Raw genomic sequence first — 18,020 nt, forward strand, 5'->3', positions numbered from 1 at the left:
GCCGGTCGGCTGTCAGCAACATCCGGTCCGCTTCCCGGTGTTCACCCGCGTGAGCGAGCGCGCGGGCCTGCTGGACGGTGTCGTAGGCGCGCAGCGCCGGGTGTGCGCCGGTGTCCCGCCGAGCCGCGTCGAACATGCTCGCCGCTGCCGTCGGACTCCCCCAGACCAGCTCCAACACGGCGCGGTAGCTCATCGTCCGCTCCAGCCGCTCGGCGGTCTGGGACTCGTACGCGTAGGCCACCGCCCGGTCCAGCATCTGCTCCGCCTGCGCGTACCGACCGGCCAGGAACTGGCACCACCCGAGGTAGGCGGCGCCCATCGCGGCCACCCCGACCGCTCTGGCCCGCAGCGCGTACGGGACCTCGCGCGCCGCCGCCACGATGCACTCGGTCTGCGCGGCCACCATCGGCGTGACGCCCGCCGAGGAGGAGGCATCCTCGATCCGACGCAACTCCACCAACCCCGACTCGAGTTCGACGATCGTCGCCCGGTCGACGGCCCCCGGCCGCCGAGCCCGGAACTCCGTCCGCTCCGGATCGGCCGGCGCCAGCCCGGCCAACGCCCCGCCCGCCCCGAGCGCCTCGTCCAACAGCCGGGCCAGGGTCGGATCAGGCGACCGCTCCCCCGACTCGAACCGACTGATGGTCGGCTGCGACACGAACACCTGGGCAGCCAGCGCCGGTTGGGAGATCCCCGCCCGCTGCCGCAGCAGTCTCAACGTCCGCCCGAATGAAGTCATGGCCGCCTCCGCGCTCGATCTCCCCCGATGCCGACGGTTCCTACCCAGGCGACCAGCCTCGGGAGCATACGAATCACCTCCCGCAGGGGAACTTGAACTCCCCTTCCCTCGCCTCGGCCCCACCCCGGGTGAACTTGTCGCCAACTCGGTATGTACGCATAGCCATTCGATCGGAAAAGAGGAAACGGGAAACCCGCCCGAACCCCGTTTCACCGGCTCGATCGCATGCCAAGATTCAGGCCGAAGCGAGGGGAGACCGCTTCCGGCCCACCACAAGGCAACCGCCCGGGCCGTCGGACACACCGTGGGGGTTGGCAATGGGCGCGCCCGGATCGCCGTACGAGGAGTTCGGCCCGGAGCTCCGGAGGCGTCGACTGGCCGCCGGCCTGACCCTGACCCGGCTGGCCGAGCTGCTCAGTTACAGCAAGGGCCACCTCAGCAAGATCGAACGCGGCCACAAGGCTCCCCCACCCGAGTTCGCCCGCCGCTGCGACGCCCAACTCGGCGCCGACGGTGCACTCGAACGGCTCCTCACCGCCCCGCACCCCGTCACCGCCTCTCCCTCCGGTGACCAACTCGGCTTCGGACGGCGCCGGTTGCTCACCGTCGGAGCGGGCTCCCTGCTCGGTGTCGGCCTGGCCACCACCTTGCCCCCGGCCTCCGCCACGGCCTCACCAGCAGTTACGGACTCCGCACCGGTCGAGATCTTCCGCGCGCAGTTCGACCAGATGCGGCAACTCGGCCAGGCCGGCGCCCCCGGCACCCTGCTCCCCCTGCTGGACGCCCAGACCCGCACGGTGACCGAACTCGCCGCCCAGGCCGACACCGTGAACCGCGCCCGACTGCTGGCCCTCGCCGCACGCTACGCCGAGTACGCGGGCTGGATGGCCCAGGAGGCGGGCGACGACTTGGCGGCCCTCAGCTGGACGGCCCGGGCCGTCGACCTCGCCGAGGCCGGCGGCGACCGCGACCTCGCCTCGTACGCACTGGTCCGCCGCGCCCTGATCACCTTCTACGCGGGCGACGCCACCGCCACGGTCCAACTCGTCGCCCCGGCCCGTTCCGGCCGCCTGCCACCGCGGATCCGCGGCCTCGCCGCCCAACGCGAAGCCCAGGGCCACGCCTTGGCCGGCGACCGCGACGCCTGCCTGCGCAGCCTCGACCAGGCCGCCGACCTACTGGCCCGGGCCGACCACGAGAACGACGGCGGACCAGTGCTCGGCACCACCCACCTCGCCGATCCGGCCGCCATGGTCACCGGCTGGTGCCTCTACGACCTCGGCCGCCCCCGCGAGGCCGCCGAACTCCTCTCCCGCGAATACCCCAAGATCCCCGCCCGAGCCCTGCGCAGCCGCGCCCGCTACGGCCTCCGGCTCGCCCTCGCCCAGGTCGCCGCCGGCGAACCCGAACTCGGCTGCTCACTCGCCGCCGAACTCCTGCCACTCACACCGGTGTTGCACTCCGCCACCATCCGGCAGGACATCCGGCGACTCGCCCGCCACCTGCACCGCTTCCGGACCAGCCCGGCCGCACAGGCACTCCAGCCGCTGCTCGCCCGCGCCCTACACCCGTAACCCCGCCTCCTCCGCCCGTTCCGCCCTCCACCCTCACCGCCGAAAGGTCGATCCGCCATGCCCGATATCTTCGTCAACTACCGCACCGGCGACGGCGACACCGCCGCCACCCTGATCGAACGCGAGCTCTCCGGCCGCTTCGGCAGCGAACGCGTCTTCCGCGCCAGCAAGTCCATCCGGATCGGCCGGGCCTTCCCTCAGGAGCTGATCACCGCCGTCCGGCGCAGCAGTGCCCTGCTCGCCGTCATCGGCCCGACCTGGGCGGACGCCCGCACCTCCGAGGGCCGCCGCGCCCTCGACGACCCCGAGGACTGGACCCGCCGCGAGATCCTGGAGGCCCGTGACACCAACGCCTTGGTCATCCCGATCCTCCTGGGCCACACCCGCCTCGACCGCCGCCTCCTCCCGACCGAACTCGGCTGGCTCGCCGACTGCCAGTACCGCCGCTTCGACAACCGCGACGCCGAATCCACCCTCCGCCGCATCGGCGACGACCTCGCCGAGTCCATCCCCCAACTCGCCGCCGCAGAACGTGAGATCGCCGCATCATCACGCCCCGAGGCACAGCCCGACTCCTCCCCCGGCGGCATCCGGATCCAGCACCACTACCACGACCAGCACGGTGGCGTAGGCATCGTCGGCGGCGACCTGGGCACGTTCATCAACCACGCCAGCGGCCAGGTGCACACCGGCAGCGGCGACCAGCACAACAACATCCGCAACGGCGGTGTCTCCTTCCACGGCGACGGCAACGGCTACCTCGAACGGGGCGACATCCGCAACGAGTTCGGCGACCGACGCCACCGCGAGGACGGCGGGCGGTGAACACGACCTGGATCGACGACGCCGAGGGCCAGACCCACACCGGCAGCGGCAACCAGTACAACATCAACAACAGCTACTTCTTCGACCGCAACGACCGGTTCTCCCGTGCGGGTGACCCCCTCCGGGTCGCGATCGACGAACGCCGCTGGCTGAGCGAGCGGTTCGTCCCCCCGTCGGGCTACGGCGATGCCGTCGAGCGGTTCGAGGAGGGCGGTACGGCGGTACTGCTGTCCGGCGCCCGAGGCTGTGGCCGTCGTACGGCCGCGGTGGTTCTCCTGCACCACGCCGGCAGACCGGAGGCCCCGTTCCGCGAAGCGGCATTGGACGACCCCCCGGTCAGTCAGATCGAACTCGCCCAGGGAGAGCGAGTCTTCATCGACCTGACCGCCGTGCCTGACCAGCGGTTCGCCGAGGCGCAGCAGCTCGTCCAGTCCTACCGGGAGAAGACCGAGCGCGTCGGCGGCCGACTGGCGGTGGCAGCTCCCCGGGACCGGGACCAGCTCCTGCTGCCGGCTCTACGCGCACTGTCGGTGTCGATCGACCGACCGGACGGCGCCCGGGTACTCGCGAAGCATCTGACCAAGGCCGGCCTCGGAGTCTCACCCGCCGAGCTTCGCCGATCTGCCCTCGACTGGCTCCTCGACCCCTCGCCCATGCGGGACTTGCAACGTCTGGCCGAGCTGGTGCTCCAGGCGAGATCGCGCGGCGGTGCCTTCGAGCAGTGGGCCGAGCGGGCGAGCGAAGCCCTCCAGGACCGTGGCCTGATCGCGGCCCAGAAGATCGCCGCCTTGGAGAGCGGGCACGAGCGAGCCCTGCTGTTCGCCGCAGCAATGCTGGAGGAGACCCCCGCCGACATCGCATTCCTGCTCTACAAGCGGCTACTGACCAGCCTGCGGCATCCCGAGGAGGAGGCCCCACGGCTCGACCGAGCGGACTTGAGCGCGCGCTTGACGAACCTCGGGATCAGCGTGGTGGACGGTCGGATCCGATTCGACGGTCTCGCTTTCGGGGCGGCGGTCCGCTCTCATCTCTGGCTCTATTACCCGGACTTGCGGGGCGGCTTCCGCGCTTGGGTGACCGAAACCGTCCAGACGACCACGTGGTTGGACGGGCCGGACCGAGGAAGGCTGGTGGCCCGGCTGACCGAGCAGTGCCTGCACGCCGGAGAGGTCACGGCCCTCGGCGACCTGGTGGCGGACTGGGCGAAGCACCTCAAACTGCTGCCGCTCGCCATGGCCGTGCTGGAGCAGTCGCTCAGGGACGAACAGCGTGGTGCCGAGGTCCGCGCGCAGGTCTACCTCTGGGCCACCAGCTCCAACACGGAACTCACCTTGGTGCGTGGTCTGGCCCGGGTCTGCGTGGACGTCATCGCGCCGTACCACCCGGACCAAGCCCTGGTCCGCCTCCACCAGTTGGCCCGGCGCGAGCCCGACGGCCCCCGCTACGCCCGTGCCTCGCTCTTCGAGCTGGTCGAAGGGGACCGCCGGCTCTACCGACGTCTGCTCGTCCGGCTCGCCGAAGGCATGGAGCTGGAGCGACCGTGGCGCCGGGACGCACTGATCTTCCTGGCTCTCGTCGCCACTCCCCCTCCCGAACCCTGGTACGCCGAACTGGTCCGCTGCTGGCGCGGCCCCTTCGTCCTGGCCGCCGAATGGTCGGGCGGTGTCGAGTCCTGGCTCGCGGCAGCGCGGCTGACCCCGGCCCGGAGTGACCGGTTGCTGGACGTGTTGATCGAGGCGGCCGACGGGCGCAGCGGTGTGCTCAGCCGCTGCTACCTGATCGCGGAGCGCTGGGCGCGGCAGCCCGAAGTGGAGCCGGGGCTGGTGGGGCGTCGGGAGGTGGCGCGGAGGTTCCGGCAGAAGATCGACCGCGCGCAGGGGATCGAACCGTTCGAACCGACCCCGGCCGGGGCGGCGGAAGAGGAGAGGGCGTCATGATCGTCAGAGGCAGGACCAAGGGAACGGGCAAGGGGCCGTTGGTGGCCCTGGCGCTCGCGGCCGGGGTGGCGACGGTGGTGCTCGGGGTGGCCGGCAAGTGGCCGGCCTGGCTCTGGGCGGTGCCGCTCGGGTTGGCGCTGGTGCTGGCCATGCTGCTGGCGACGGCCCGGCCGCCGGCCCAGGCGGTGGACCCGGACGACCCGCCGTGGGAGGAGACGCGGGTGATCGGGGTGGCGCTGCCGAGCCGGGTACCGGACTACGACTTCCTCTTCTCCGCGACCGTCTGGTGGCGGCCGATCCGCAACTCCACCGGGCTGCTGCACGCGGACCCGGCCGGTCTCGCCGCCGAGGCGGTGCTGGCCCGCGCCAGGGCGGTGACCGAGCGGGCGCACCCGGACCATCCCGATCTGGTACTGCACCGGCTCAACGCGGTGCTGGGCACCCAGGGCACCGACGAGTCCATGCTGGTCGAGGCGATGGGCGGCCGGGTCGAGCTCCGGCTGTCGGAGGAGGACCGGAGCCGGCTGGGTCGGCTCTCCGAGGTGCGCAAGACCGGCGAGGTCTGGGAACACGAACGGCGGCAGGAGCAGAGCAAGCGGGCCTACCTCGGGGAAGACGTGCTCCGCACCCCGGGCAGCGCCGCCGTCTGGTGGCTGGCCCGGCACGAGGACCGGATCCAGGAGACGGTCGACCTGCTCGGGCCGCTGGCCCAACTCTCCGCAGCCGCCAACGACGCTCCCGTGGACGAGCTCTACCACCACCTGGTCTACGAGCAGGAATCCACCCCGGACGGCCAGACCTCGCCGGCCCCGCCCACCCCGCCGTCGCGCGGCCCCCAGTTCATCGGCCCGGTGCGCGACCTGCTGGAGGACAGCGGCCTCGCACCCGACTCCCCGGAGTGGCAGGTGCTCGTCCGCCGGATCGCGAACGCCGCAGCGGCGGCGGGCCGCGCCGATCAGGCCCGGGCCGTCCGAGAGCACTTCCTCGGCGAAACCGACGACCCCGACGACCCGACCGGGGCCGGCTCTCCCGGAGACCCTCGTAGCCCAGGTAGCCCGGGAGGGCGGGACGCGACCGGCCCCGGCGTACGCTGGGCCAAGCCCGGCCAGGACGTGAACGGGCATCCGGCGAACGGCACCTCGCCCTACGGCGACGCACCGTACGCCGCCACAGACGGCAGCAACGCCGGCAGCACCCGCGCCCCGGACGAGCAGACTGACACCCCGTGGACCGCAGGTGGCCACGTCAACGGTGGCGCACCGTACGGTGGCCACGTACCGGACCACCCGTTCTCCTCGGAGGATTGACCGCATGAGCGCCAGCAGCCCCGCCGACCGCACCGGCATCGACCCGCCGCTCCCGGGAGAGGCGGCGCGGGTGCTCGCCCGACTGGACGAGGTGGTCGGGGCGGCCGAGGGTGGGCAGGGCGGGGCGCTCTGGCGGCTCGCGGAGAGCGGGCGGCAGCTGGACGCGAACGTGGTGCGGCTGCTGCCCGGAGCCGCAGTCGCCGAGCACGTGGAACCGGAGCTGGACGTGCTGCTCCACGTGCTCACCGGCGCCGGCCGACTGCTGGCGGACGGGGTGGCACAGGAGTTGACGCCCGGCGCGCTGGTCTGGCTGCCGCGCGGATCACGGCGCTCGGTCGCGGCGGGCGAGGCCGGGCTGCTCTATCTGACGGTGCATCGGCGCCGCCCCGGTCTGACCATCCGCCCGGCGGCGGCCCCCGGCACGACACCCGAACCCACTCAACCCGAGGGCGGCGAGGCCGCTTGCCTGCTGCACCTGGTCTGCCCCGAGTGCGGCCGACTCTCCCAGGAGCGCGACGCCCGGTTCTGCGCCCGCTGCGGCACCGAGCTCGCTCAAGCGTACTGATCCCCCATCAAACCCGAACCGGACTCCGGTTCACTCGAGCATCGAAACCTGAACCGGACTCCGTTTCAGTCTGCATCCTCAAACGAGAACCCGACTCCGGTTCAGGTTTCGATCCGCAGCCACACCGCCGTGTCCGGCGGCAGCGACCGGTCCACCCCCACCGGCCCGCTCGCGAGCAGCGGTGCCCCCTCCACCCCCACCACCACCGGCTCCGCCGACAGGTTGACCACGCACGCGAAGGCCTCACCCCGCCGGAACGCAAGCACCCCCGTCGGCACGTCCTCCACCCACTCCAACCCCGCCTCCGCCGGCAGCTCGCGCCGCAGCCGCAGCGCCGCCCGGTACAGCGAGAGCATCGACCCCGGGTCGGCCGCCTGCGCGGCCACCGTGTGCTCCTTCCAGGCGTCCGGCTGCGGGAGCCAGGGTACGGCGGTGGCCTGGTCCGGGCTGAAGCCGAAGGGCGGAGCGTCGCCGGACCAGGGCAGGGGGACGCGGCAGCCGTCCCGGCCGGGGTTGGCGGGGTTGCGGCCGCCGCGCTCCCACATCGGGTCCTGGCGGAGGGCGTCGGGGATGGTTTCGACCTCCCAGAGGCCGAGTTCCTCACCCTGGTAGAGGTAGACCGAACCCGGCAGGGCCTGGGTGAGCAGGGCTGCGGCCCGGGCCCGGCGGGTGCCGAGGGCGAGGTCGACCGGCCGGCCGTGGTGGCGGGCGTAGATGGCGAAGGAGGTGTCCGCCCGGCCGTAGCGGGTGACCACCCGGTCCACGTCGTGGTTGGAGAGCACCCAGGTGGCCGGCGCCCCGGCCGCGGTGTGCAGGCGCAGCGTGTCGTCGATCACCGTACGCAGCGGTTCGGCCTCCCAAGGACATTCCAGGTAGGGGAAGTTGAAGACGGTATGGAGCTCACCGGGCCGCAGGTAGCGAGCCAACCGCGCCGGGTCGGGGAGCCAGACCTCGCCGATCAGCACCCGGCCGCCGGAGTAGGAATCAGCTAGCCGCCGCCAGGCCCTGTAGACCTCGTGCACCTCCTCGCGGTCAGTGCGGGCCCGCTCCTCCGGGTCGTCCACCGGCAGTGCCGGGTCCTTGACCAGCAGCGCGGCCGAGTCGATCCGGAAGCCGTCGGCACCCCGGTCGAACCAGAACCGCAGCACCGCCTCGAACTCCGCCCGCACCTCCGGGTGTTCCCACTGGAAATCGGGCTGCTCGGGCGCGAACAGGTGCAGGTACCACTCCCCCGGACTGCCGTCCGGCTCGGTCACCCGCGACCAGGCGGGGCCGCCGAAGAAGCCCTGCCAGTCAGTCGGCGGCAGCTCGCCGGCCTCGCCCCGGCCGGGCCGGAACCAGAACCGCTCCCGCTCGGGCGAGCCCGATGCGGCGGCCAACGCCGCCTGGAACCAGGGGTGTTGGTCGGAGGTGTGGTTGGGCACCACGTCGATCACCACCCGGATGCCGGACTCGTGGGCACGCCGGATGAGTTCCTCCGCCTCCTCCAGGGTGCCGAACAGCGGGTCGATCCGCCGGTAGTCGGCCACGTCGTACCCGGCGTCGGCCTGCGGCGAGGCGTACCAGGGGTTGAACCAGATGGCGTCGATGCCCAGTTCGGCCAGGTACGGCAGCCGGGCGAGCACACCGGCCAGGTCGCCGACCCCGTCGCCGTCGGCGTCGGCGAAGCTGCGGGGGTAGATCTGGTAGATGGCGGCGGAGCGCCACCAGGGGAGCTCGTGCGCTCGGGACAGTGCCACGACTGGCCTGCTTTCTCCTCGACAGAGGGTCCGCGGTGAGGGGCGGGAACACGAAGGGGGAAGGTCGGGGCCGCCGCCCCGGCCCGCACCGGTCAGGGCGGCTGGGCCGGGGCGACGGCGGCATGTGAGGCGGCACCACACCAGGGGCGCCGCACGCGTGCGAGCAGCGTCAGCCCTTGAGGCTGCCCGCCGTGAGGCCGGCCATGATGTTGCGCTGGAAGACCAGGAACAGCGCGATGGTCGGCACCGAGGCGAGGAAGAGGCCCGCGATCAGGGTGTTCTGCGGCATCGAGGTGGCGGCGGTGTTGACGCCGACGTTGAGCGTCTCGTGGGCGGGCACGGTGATCAGCGGCCAGAGGAAGTCCTTCCAGACCGTGACCAGGCCGAAGATCGCCACCACCCCGAGCACCGGGCGGGAGATCGGCAGCACCACGGACCAGAGGATCCGCAGCGGCCCGGCGCCGTCGATCGCCGCCGCGTCCAGCAGCTCGTCCGGGATCGAGTCGAAGAACCGTTTGAGCAGGAAGACGTTGAAGGCGTTGGCCACCGTGGGCAGCCAGATCACCCACGGGGTGTCCTGGAGGTTCCAGTGCACCAGCGGCAGGTCGAGCACGGTCAGGTACTGCGGGATGACCAGCGCCGCCGCCGGGATCATCATCGAGGCGAGCATCAGCCCGAGGATCAACGTGCCCAGCACCGGCCGGAGTTTGGAGAGCGCGTACGCGGCGGCCACGCAGAACACCAGCTGCAGCAGCAGCGCCCCGCCAGCGTAGACCACGGTGTTGAGCAGCAGCTGCCCCATCCCCAGCCGGCTCCACGCCTCGGTGAAGGCGTGCGTGCTCGGGTGTTCGGGCACCAGGGTCGGCGGGGTGCGGACCAGCTCCTGGGCGGATTTGAACCCGCCGGTGGCCATCCAGTAGAGCGGGCCGAGGAAGGCCACCGTGGCACCGGGGAGCACCAGGGCCAGTACGGCCCGGTAGGCCAGCCGGCCGCGCGGCCGGTTCAGGGCGACCGGCGAGATCAACGTCCGCGTGGCGGAGCCGTGTTGCTGCTGGGCCATCTCACTCCTCCTGCCCGTGGCGTTCCAGCCGCAGGTAGACCGCCGAGAAGGCGCCGAGGACCAGCAGCAGGATGACCCCGAGCGCGGCGGCGGTGTTGAACTTGTCGTAGTTGAAGGCGTAGTCGTACAGCAGGTAGACCACGGTGGTGGTGGAGCCCTGCGGTCCGCCGCCGGTCAGCACGAAGGCCTCGGTGAACATCTGCATGGTGGCGACGACTTGGAGCATCAGCATCAGCGAGAGGATCAGCCGGGTCTGCGGCACGGTGACGTGCCGGATCCGCTGGAGCAGCCCGGCGCCGTCGAGTTCGGCGGCCTCGTAGAGTTCGCCGGGGATGCCCTGGAGGGCGGCCAGGTAGACCAGGGTGGCGCTGCCCATGTTGGCCCAGGTGGAGACCAGGACCAGGGCGGGCAGAGCGGTGGTCTTGGAGGTGAGCCAGGCCGAGGTGGGCAGGTGCAGGGCGTGCAGCAGCTGGTTGAAGAGGCCGTAGCCGGGATCCATGAAGGACTTGAAGAGCAGGATCCCGGCCACCGGCGGCAGCATCACGGGCAGGTAGACCAGCATTCGGAGGTAACTCCTCGCGTGCCGCAGCTCGTTGATGACGATCGCGGTGACGAACGGCACCACGAAGCCCACCACCAGCGCGATGCCGGTGTAGAGCAGGGTGTTCCGCCAGGCCGACCAGAACTCCGGATCGGCCGTGATCTGCCGGTAGTTGGCGAGCCCCACCCAGCTGGTGGTGCCGTGCCGGGTCCGCTGGAAGGACATCACGATCTCGCGGACCATCGGGTACCAGGTGAACAGCGCGAAGCAGAGCAGCGCACCGGCCAGGAAGGCGTACGCCCGCAGGTTCCGCACCACCACCCGCCGTCCGGCGCGGACCCCACGCTGCCCGCGGGCTCCGCGCCGGGCGGCCCGCCGCCGGGCGGTCCGGCCTCCGGCGGCGAGGCTCACTGGTTGGCCAGGATCTTGTTCGCCTGGGTCTCGGCGGTGGCGAGCAGGGCGCTGACGTCGGCGTTCTGGTCGGTCAGCACGGCGGACATCGCGGTGTCGAGCACCTTGTAGAGCTGCTGGGCGGCGGGCGGCTCGTTGACCGTGCTGGTCGGGTTGTTCACGTACGGCGCGTAGTTGTCCAGCGGGAGGTTGCCGTTGGCCTTGAGCGAGGTGGTGATCGCGGTCAGCTGCGGGGAGCCGTTGGCCCAGAAGTACGGCTGCGGCACCGAGATGGCCACCGGGTCCTTGCTGCTGCCGGCCAGGGTGGCCGAGCGGGCGAAGTTGAACTGGCCCGTGTCGGGGGTGAGGTACTCGAAGTCGATCCAGGCGATCTCGGCCTTGATCTGGTCCGGGGTCTGGCCCTTCTTGAAGTAGTAGAGGTCGCCGCCGCCGAGGCTGGAGCCGGGGCCGGTCGCACCGGGCATCGGACCGAGGCCGAAGGCCTTGCGGTCGGCGCCGAGCACCTCGATCAGGTGCTTGACCACGTCCGGGGCGCCGATGAACATGCCCACCTTGCCGGTGGCCAGCGGCGGGAACGCGTCCGCCCACTGGGTGAGTTGGGTGGCGCCGATGCTGTGGTCGGTCCACCGCATGTCGTGCAGCCGCTGCAGCACCCGCTTGCCCTCGGCCGAGTTGAACGCGGCCTTGGTGCCGTCGGCGCTGACCATCGTGCCGCCGAGGCTGTATAGCTCGGAGGTGAAGTGCCAGCCGCCGGTGTTGCCGCCGCTGTAGTCCTCGTAGCCGGTGATGCCGTTGCCGAGCGCGGCGATCTTCTTGGCGTCGGCCTGGAGTTCGTCCCAGGTGGTCGGCGGCTTGTCGGGGTCGAGGCCGGCCTGCTTGAACAGGTCGCGGTTGTAGATCAGGCCGGTGCTGTAGAAGTTGATCGGGAGCGCGTAGACCTTGCCGTCGGCGCCGAGGTTCTGCTTCACGCTGGGCAGCATGGTCGAGTAGCCGGGCACGGTGCCGTCGTTGAGGTACCCGCTGATGTCCACGGCGTCACCGGAGTTGAGCGTCTGCTCGCGGTCGGTGAAGTAGGCGTGGAAGGCGCCGGTCTCGTCGTGCGCCTTGTACTCGGCGGTCTGCTGGGCGGGCACCTCGCACTGGCCCACGTACGGCTTGGCATTGACCGTGACGTTCGGGTACTTGACCTTGAACAGGGCCAGGTCGTCGGCGTAGTTGGCCTTCCCCGCGGCCTGGTCGGCGCCGGGGGCGCAGTCGATCGAGATGGTGACGGCGGTGGCCGGGTCGAGCGGCTTGCCGTCGGCGCTGCCGCCGCCGGTGGCGTGGCCCGGGGAGCTGCTGCTGGAGCAGGCGGTGGCCAGGCAGAGACCGGCGGCCAGCGCGGTGGCGGCGAACTTCCGTGCTCTGTCGGTCTTCGTCGATCTGTCGGTCTTCATCCGTGTGTCCTCAGGGTGGCGAGTGGAGGAGGTGGGGAGAACGTAGGACGCGGAATGATTGATTGCAAGACTTCGACAGAAATCCGCAAACCAAGGACTCTCACGGGACCGTCCTCGCGAACGGACGCCGAACGGCCTGACCAGCGCCCTCGCCATGAGCCGTCAATTTCTTGCAGCTACTTGCGTACAGCTGCTCTACTCTTGCGACATGAAGAGCAGACTCGCCGAGGTGGCACAGAAGGTCGGCGTCAGCGAGGCCACCGTGAGCCGGGTGCTCAACGGGCGCCCCGGCGTCTCCGAGACCACCCGCAACGCGGTGCTCGCCGCCCTCGACGTGCTCGGGTACGAGCGGCCCACCCAGCTGCGCGGGGAGCGCGCCCGGCTGATCGGCCTGGTGCTGCCCGAGCTGCAGAACCCGATCTTCCCGGCGCTCGCCGAGGTGGTCGGCGGCGCGCTGGCCCAGCGCGGCTTCACCCCGGTGCTCTGCACCCGGACGGCCGGCGGGCTCTCCGAGGCCGACTACGTCAGCATGCTGCTCGAACAGCAGGTCTCCGGCGTGGTGTTCGCCGGCGGGCACTTCGCCGAGGTGGAGGCCCCGCACGAGCACTACGACCGGCTGCGCGAGCGCGGCATCCCGGTGGTGCTGTTCAACGCGGCCGTCGAGCACCTGGGCTTCCCGCAGGTCTCCACCGACGACGCCGTGGCCGTCGAGCAGGCCTTCGGCCACCTCGCGGCGCTCGGCCACGACCGGATCGGCATGATCGTCGGCCCCGCCGACCACGTGCCCTCGCAGCGCAAACTGGCCTCCTTCCGCCGCCAGTACGAGCGGCTCGGCCGCACCCCCGAGCCGGACTGGATCGCGCACGCCTTCTTCGCCCTGGAGGGCGGGCACGCCGCCGCTACCCGGATGATCCGGGCCGGGGTCACCGGCATCGTCTGCGGCAGCGACCCGCTCGCGCTCGGCGCGATCCGGGCCGCCCGCCGCGCCGGCCTGGCCGTGCCGGGCGAGGTCTCGGTGGTCGGCTTCGACGACTCGGCGTTCATGAACTGCACCGAGCCGCCGCTCACCACCGTGCGCCAGCCGATCGAGGCGCTCGGCCGGGCGGCCGTCACCCTGCTGATGAGCCAGGTCGACGGCGCGAGCGTGGCCGCCGAGGAGCTGCTGTTCGAGCCCGAGTTGGTGGTCCGCGGCTCCACCGGACCGGCGCCCAGCGCCGCCTGACGACCCGTCATCCACCAACGGCTCCCCGCCGCACCTCCGGGCGTGCCGGGGAGCCGTCGCATTCCCGTCCGTGCAGCAGCCGGCAGACCACCCACCACCCGCCCTCCGATCCGACATGTTCCGGTCGGGTTCGGCGCCTCCTGCTGCCGGAACCATTGACTCCCCGAAATCTCGCTTGTAACTTCCTGGCAAAGCTCTGGAAATCCACGTCAGTCGACCGGCAATCGGCGCGCGTGGACCACCATCGGCCGCCAGCGAGGGAGCCCGGGTCAGGGGCGGCTCGCCTCGGCATCCGCACACAGGAACCGAGGGACGATGAAGGCACTGCTCAGATCACCGCGCTCACGCCGCCTGCCGGGTCGGGCGCTCACCGCGCTCGTCGCCGTGCTGGCCCTGCTCCTGCCGGCACTCGGCGCGAGCCTCGCCCAACCGGCGGCGGCCGCCGCCACCAACCTGGCGCTCGGCAGAGCCGCCACCGTCTCCAGCGCCAACGGCCAGTACACGGCGGCCAATCTCGACGACGGCTCGCAGTCGAGCTACTGGGAGAGCGCCGGCGGCAGCTTCCCGCAGTGGGCCCAGATCGACCTCGGCGCGCCCACCGCCGTCAGCCAGGTGGTGCTCAAGCTGCCCGCCGGCTGGGGCGCCCGCACCCAGACGCTCGCCCTCCAGGGCTCCACCGACAACGCCACCTTCGCCACCGTGACGGCCTCGGCCGCGTACACCTTCGACCCGGCCTCGAACAACACCGTTTCGCTGAACTTCGGTACGGTGACGGCCCGTTACCTCCGGGTCGCCATCACCGCCAACACCGGCTGGAGCGCCGGCCAGCTCGCCGAGTTCGAGGTCTACGGCCCGGCCACCTCGGCCACCGACCTGGCCCTGCACCGCCCCACCACCGAGAGCGGCCACACCCAGGCCTACACCTCGGCCAACGCGGTGGACGGCGACCCGAGCACCTACTGGGAGAGCACCGACAACGCCCTCCCGCAGTGGCTCCAGGTCGACCTCGGCGCCTCCGTGGCCGTCGACCAGGTGGTGCTCAAGCTGCCGCCCGCCACCGCCTGGAACGCCCGGACGGAGACCATCGCCGTCCAGGGCTCCACCGACGGCACGGGCTTCACCGATCTCTCCGCCGCCGCCGGGCGCGCCTTCGACCCGGCCACCGGCAACACCGTGACCGTCACCTTCGGCCAGGCCGTCACCCGGTACGTGCGGCTGTACGTGACCGCCAACACCGCCTGGCCGGCCGCCCAGCTCGGCTCCGTCGAGGTCTACGGCCCGACCGGCGCCACCCAGCCGCCGGCCGCGCCCACCAACCTCGCCTACACCCAGGGCGCCAACGGCGCGGTCAAGTTGACCTGGACGGCCTCCAGCAGCTCGGGGGTCGCCGGGTACGACGTATACGCCAACAACGCGCTGCTCAGCTCGGTGCCCGCCACCGCGACCGGCTACACCGACACCCCGGCCGCCACCGCCACGGTCAGCTACTTCGTCCGGGCCCGGGACGCGGCGGGCAACCAGTCGGCGAACAGCAACACCGTGACCCGTACCGGCGCCACCGCCACGCCGCCCACCGCGCCGAGCAACCTCGCCTACACCCAGCCGAGTTCGGGCAAGGTGGCGCTGACCTGGTCGGCCGCCTCGGACCAGGTGGGCGTCACCGGATACACCGTGTACCGCAACGGCGGCAAGCTCGCCGCCGTCGGCGGCTCGACCCTGAGCTACACCGACAGCGTGGACGACTCGCTCACCGTCTCCTACGCCGTGACGGCCTCCAACGCGGCCGGTCTTGAATCCGCCGCCTCCAACGCCGTCACCCGCACCGGCTCCGGCGGCTCGGCCACCAACCTGGCCCTGCACAAGGCGGTGGACGGCACCGCCAACACCTACGTCTACGCCCCGGCCAACGCGGTGGACGGCGACCCGACCACCTACTTCGAGGGCGCCTCCTACCCCTCGCAGCTCACCGTGCACCTGGGCGCCGACGCCGATCTCAGCTCCGTCAAGGTGAAGGTGAACCCGGCCGCCTCCTGGTCCACCCGCACCCAGACCATCGCGGTGCTCGGCCGCGAGCAGAACGCCACCGGCCTCACCACCCTGGTGCCGGCCGCCTCCTACACCTTCGACCCCGGCGCCAACCAGAACACCGTGACCATCCCGGTCAGCGGCCGGGTGGCCGACGTGCAGCTCTCGATCACCACCAACTCCGGTGCCCCCGGCGGCCAGGTGGGCGAGCTGGAGGTCTACGGCACCCCCGCCCCCAACCCCGACCTCACCATCGCCTCCAGCTCCTGGTCGCCCGCCGCGCCCACCGAGACCGACGCGGTGACGGCCTCCGCCGTGGTGAAGAACGGCGGCACCGCCGCCTCGGTCGGCACCGACGTCAACTTCTACCTGGGCAGCACCAAGGTCGGCTCCACCACCGTGGGGGCGCTCGCCCCCGGCGCGACCCAGACCGTCTCGGCCCCGATCGGCACCCAGAACGCGGGCTCCTACCAACTCACCGTCAAGGTCGACGAGTCGAAGAAGAACTTCAACCTCACCGCTGACCAGAGCGTGACCAACCCGACCGCCCTGGTGGTCAGCCCCGTCCAGTCCGCCGACCTGGTCGGCGCGCTCAGCTGGACGCCGAGCACCCCGGCCGCCGGCAGCATCGTCACCTTCACCGCGACGGTCAAGAACCAGGGCACCATCGCCACCACCTCCGGCGCCCACGGCGTGACCCTCAAGCTGCTCGACTCCACCGGCGCCACCGTGACCACCCTCACCGGCTCGGTGAACGGCGCCATCGCGGCCGGCGCCACCGCGGCCCCGGTCAGCCTCGGCAGCTGGCCCGCGGTGAACGGCAAGTACACCGGGCACCTGGTGATCGCCGCCGATCCGAACGAACTCCCGGTCAAGCAGCCGCACTTGACCAGCGACACCCCGCTCTTCGTCGGCCAGGGCGCCAACATGCCCTACGACTCCTATAAGTCCACCGACGGCACCCTCGGCGGTGCGGCCGCCACCGTCGGCCCGAACCGCACCATCGGCGACCTCGCCGGCGAGGCCACCCAGCGCAAGGCCGTCACCCTGAACAACACCGGTGACTCGGTCAGTTGGACCTCGCGCGAGGCGACCAACACCTTCGTGCTCCGCTACTCCATCCCGGACGCCCCGGGTGGCGGCGGCACCAACGCCACCCTCGACCTCTACGCCAACGGCCAGTTGGTGCAGCCGCTCGCCCTCAGCTCGCACTACGCCTGGCTGTACGGCTCCGAGACCAGCCCCGGCAAGAGCCCGACCGCCGGCTCGCCCCGGCACGTCTACGACGAGTCCAGCTTCCTGCTCGGCCAGTCGTACCCGACCGGCACCGTCTTCACGCTGAAGAAGGACAGCGCCAACACCTCCCAGTACGCGATCGACTTCATGAACCTGGAGCAGACCGCGCCCACCGCCAACCCCGACCCGGCCCACCTGCTCGTCCCGGCCGGCTTCGGCCAGCAGGACGTGCAGAACGCCCTGGACAAGGTGCGGATGGACACCACCGGCACGTACACCGGCGTCTACCTGCCCGCCGGCCAGTACGCGGTGACCGGCCGCCTCACCATCTACGGCAAGGGCGTCAAGGTGGTCGGCGCGGGCGTCTGGTACACCCAGTTCATCGCCCCGCAGACCATGACCGACACCGACACCGGCTGGGACCTGCAGAGCGGCGCGAGCGGCTCCACCTTCACCGGCTTCGCCTGGTTCGGCAACTACAACACCCGCCAGGACGGCCCCGGCCACACCTGGGACCTGCGCAACCAGTCGAACATCACCATCGACAACGTCTGGATCGAGCACAACGTGGTCGGCGTGTGGGGCTCCTCCAACGTGCAGAACTCCACCTTCACCAACATGCGGATCCGCGACACCATGGCCGACGGCATCAACCTCACCAACGGCAGCCAGGGCAACCTGATCTCCAACGACGAGGCCCGCTCGACCGGTGACGACAGCTTCGCGCTGTTCGCCGCCCAGGACCAGAACCCGGGCAGCAAGCTCATGAACAACACCATCCAGAACGTCACCGCGATCGCGCCCTGGCGCGCGGCCGGCGTGGCGATCTACGGCGGCGGTGGCAACACGATCCAGAACTTCACCGTCTCCGACACGCTCTGCTACTCGGGCCTGACCGTCTCCTCGCTCAACTTCGGCTTCGCCTTCGAGGGCTTCGAGTCCACCCCGCAGACCGTGATCCGCAACTTCTCGCTCGCCCGGGACGGCGGCCACTTCTGGGGCAGCCAGGTCTTCGGCGCCATCTGGGCCTTCTCGGCCACCCAGCCGTTCCAGGGCATCCGGGTCAGTGACGCGACCATCACCGACCCGACCTACAGCGGCATCATGTTCCAGACCGACTACTCCGGCTCCACCGCGCTCAACCCGGTGACCGACACGGTCTTCACCAACACCACCATCACCGGCGCCCACGCCACCAACGACGCCTACGGCACCGGCAAGTCCGGCTACGGCATCTGGGCCAACCCGATGCCCGAGCCCGGCCAGGGCCCGGCCGTCGGCTCCGTCACCTTCAACCACCTGGTCGAGAACAACAACGACACCGACATCAAGAACACCACCTCGACCTTCAACATCACCGTCAACCCGTAACCCGCCGCACCACGACGGCCCCCTCCGCGAAG

The 18,020-nt window shown here is 71.4% G+C and carries 11 protein-coding genes and 1 pseudogene; 7 read left to right on the forward strand and 5 right to left on the reverse strand.

Translation table 11 applies throughout. The annotated features are described in order from the left end of the window. Nucleotides 1-568: 568 nt before the first annotated feature. Nucleotides 569-739: pseudogene (locus CFP65_RS40465) on the reverse strand (multiprotein-bridging factor 1 family protein); the annotation flags it as partial. A gap of 317 nt (nucleotides 740-1,056) precedes the next feature. Here CFP65_RS40465 and CFP65_RS02800 point away from each other — a divergent pair. Genes CFP65_RS02800 through CFP65_RS02820 form a run of 5 tightly spaced genes read left to right on the forward strand, consistent with a single transcriptional unit; the run spans nucleotide 1,057 to nucleotide 6,947 of the window. After that, nucleotides 1,057-2,313, forward strand: coding sequence for a helix-turn-helix domain-containing protein (locus tag CFP65_RS02800; protein WP_104814581.1), 1,257 nt, complete (start codon nucleotides 1,057-1,059; stop codon nucleotides 2,311-2,313). Between the two features lie 57 nt (nucleotides 2,314-2,370). Beyond that, a complete protein-coding gene (locus CFP65_RS02805) occupies nucleotides 2,371-3,138 on the forward strand; it encodes a TIR domain-containing protein (RefSeq protein WP_104814582.1) in 768 nt (255 codons plus the stop codon). Continuing rightward, nucleotides 3,135-5,075, forward strand: coding sequence for a hypothetical protein (locus CFP65_RS02810; RefSeq protein WP_104814583.1), 1,941 nt, complete (start codon nucleotides 3,135-3,137; stop codon nucleotides 5,073-5,075). The genes CFP65_RS02805 and CFP65_RS02810 overlap by 4 nt, the downstream gene beginning before the upstream one ends. After that, the gene (locus tag CFP65_RS02815) at nucleotides 5,072-6,382 is read left to right on the forward strand and encodes a hypothetical protein (RefSeq protein ID WP_158701993.1); all 1,311 of its coding nucleotides are present in this window, start codon (nucleotides 5,072-5,074) and stop codon (nucleotides 6,380-6,382) included. The genes CFP65_RS02810 and CFP65_RS02815 overlap by 4 nt, the downstream gene beginning before the upstream one ends. Before the next feature lie 4 nt (nucleotides 6,383-6,386). Continuing rightward, a complete protein-coding gene (locus CFP65_RS02820; RefSeq protein WP_104814585.1) occupies nucleotides 6,387-6,947 on the forward strand; it encodes a zinc-ribbon domain-containing protein in 561 nt (186 codons plus the stop codon). Between the two features lie 101 nt (nucleotides 6,948-7,048). Here the strand turns inward: CFP65_RS02820 and CFP65_RS02825 are convergent, their stop codons facing one another. The 4 genes from CFP65_RS02825 to CFP65_RS02840 all read right to left on the reverse strand — a co-directional run bounded on the left by CFP65_RS02825 (nucleotide 7,049) and on the right by CFP65_RS02840 (nucleotide 12,134). After that, nucleotides 7,049-8,686, reverse strand: coding sequence for a glycoside hydrolase family 13 protein (locus CFP65_RS02825; RefSeq protein ID WP_104814586.1), 1,638 nt, complete (start codon nucleotides 8,684-8,686; stop codon nucleotides 7,049-7,051). 169 nt (nucleotides 8,687-8,855) lie between these two features. Next, nucleotides 8,856-9,746 (reverse strand): carbohydrate ABC transporter permease, encoded by an 891-nt coding sequence (locus tag CFP65_RS02830; RefSeq protein WP_104814587.1) that lies wholly within the window; start codon nucleotides 9,744-9,746, stop codon nucleotides 8,856-8,858. Between the two features lies 1 nt (nucleotide 9,747). Then, a complete protein-coding gene (locus tag CFP65_RS02835) occupies nucleotides 9,748-10,698 on the reverse strand; it encodes a carbohydrate ABC transporter permease (protein WP_104814588.1) in 951 nt (316 codons plus the stop codon). Further along, a complete protein-coding gene (locus tag CFP65_RS02840) occupies nucleotides 10,695-12,134 on the reverse strand; it encodes an ABC transporter substrate-binding protein (RefSeq protein ID WP_104814589.1) in 1,440 nt (479 codons plus the stop codon). The genes CFP65_RS02835 and CFP65_RS02840 overlap by 4 nt, the downstream gene beginning before the upstream one ends. 208 nt (nucleotides 12,135-12,342) lie before the next feature. Between CFP65_RS02840 and CFP65_RS02845 the strand changes: the two genes are divergently transcribed. Both CFP65_RS02845 and CFP65_RS02850 read left to right on the forward strand, forming a co-directional pair. Then, entirely contained in the window at nucleotides 12,343-13,356 is a 1,014-nt protein-coding gene (locus CFP65_RS02845) for a LacI family DNA-binding transcriptional regulator (protein WP_104814590.1), read from the forward strand. Nucleotides 13,357-13,671: 315 nt separating this feature from the next. Beyond that, nucleotides 13,672-17,988, forward strand: a complete 4,317-nt coding sequence (locus CFP65_RS02850; RefSeq protein WP_104814591.1) for a discoidin domain-containing protein — start codon at nucleotides 13,672-13,674, stop codon at nucleotides 17,986-17,988. Nucleotides 17,989-18,020: the final 32 nt, after the last annotated feature.

This window comes from Kitasatospora sp. MMS16-BH015 (assembly GCF_002943525.1).
Classification (GTDB): Bacteria; Actinomycetota; Actinomycetes; order Streptomycetales; family Streptomycetaceae; genus Kitasatospora.

Bases quoted from the DNA above. Each gene is read 5' to 3' on its own strand.
- CFP65_RS02800 (WP_104814581.1), top strand. From the start codon at position 1,057: ATGGGCGCGCCCGGATCGCCGTACGAGGAGTTCGGCCCGGAGCTCCGG.
- CFP65_RS02805 (WP_104814582.1), top strand. From the start codon at position 2,371: ATGCCCGATATCTTCGTCAACTACCGCACCGGCGACGGCGACACCGCC.
- CFP65_RS02815 (WP_158701993.1), top strand. From the start codon at position 5,072: ATGATCGTCAGAGGCAGGACCAAGGGAACGGGCAAGGGGCCGTTGGTG.
- CFP65_RS02820 (WP_104814585.1), top strand. From the start codon at position 6,387: ATGAGCGCCAGCAGCCCCGCCGACCGCACCGGCATCGACCCGCCGCTC.
- CFP65_RS02830 (WP_104814587.1), bottom strand. From the start codon at position 9,746: ATGGCCCAGCAGCAACACGGCTCCGCCACGCGGACGTTGATCTCGCCG.
- CFP65_RS02840 (WP_104814589.1), bottom strand. From the start codon at position 12,134: ATGAAGACCGACAGATCGACGAAGACCGACAGAGCACGGAAGTTCGCC.
- CFP65_RS02845 (WP_104814590.1), top strand. From the start codon at position 12,343: ATGAAGAGCAGACTCGCCGAGGTGGCACAGAAGGTCGGCGTCAGCGAG.
- CFP65_RS02850 (WP_104814591.1), top strand. From the start codon at position 13,672: ATGAAGGCACTGCTCAGATCACCGCGCTCACGCCGCCTGCCGGGTCGG.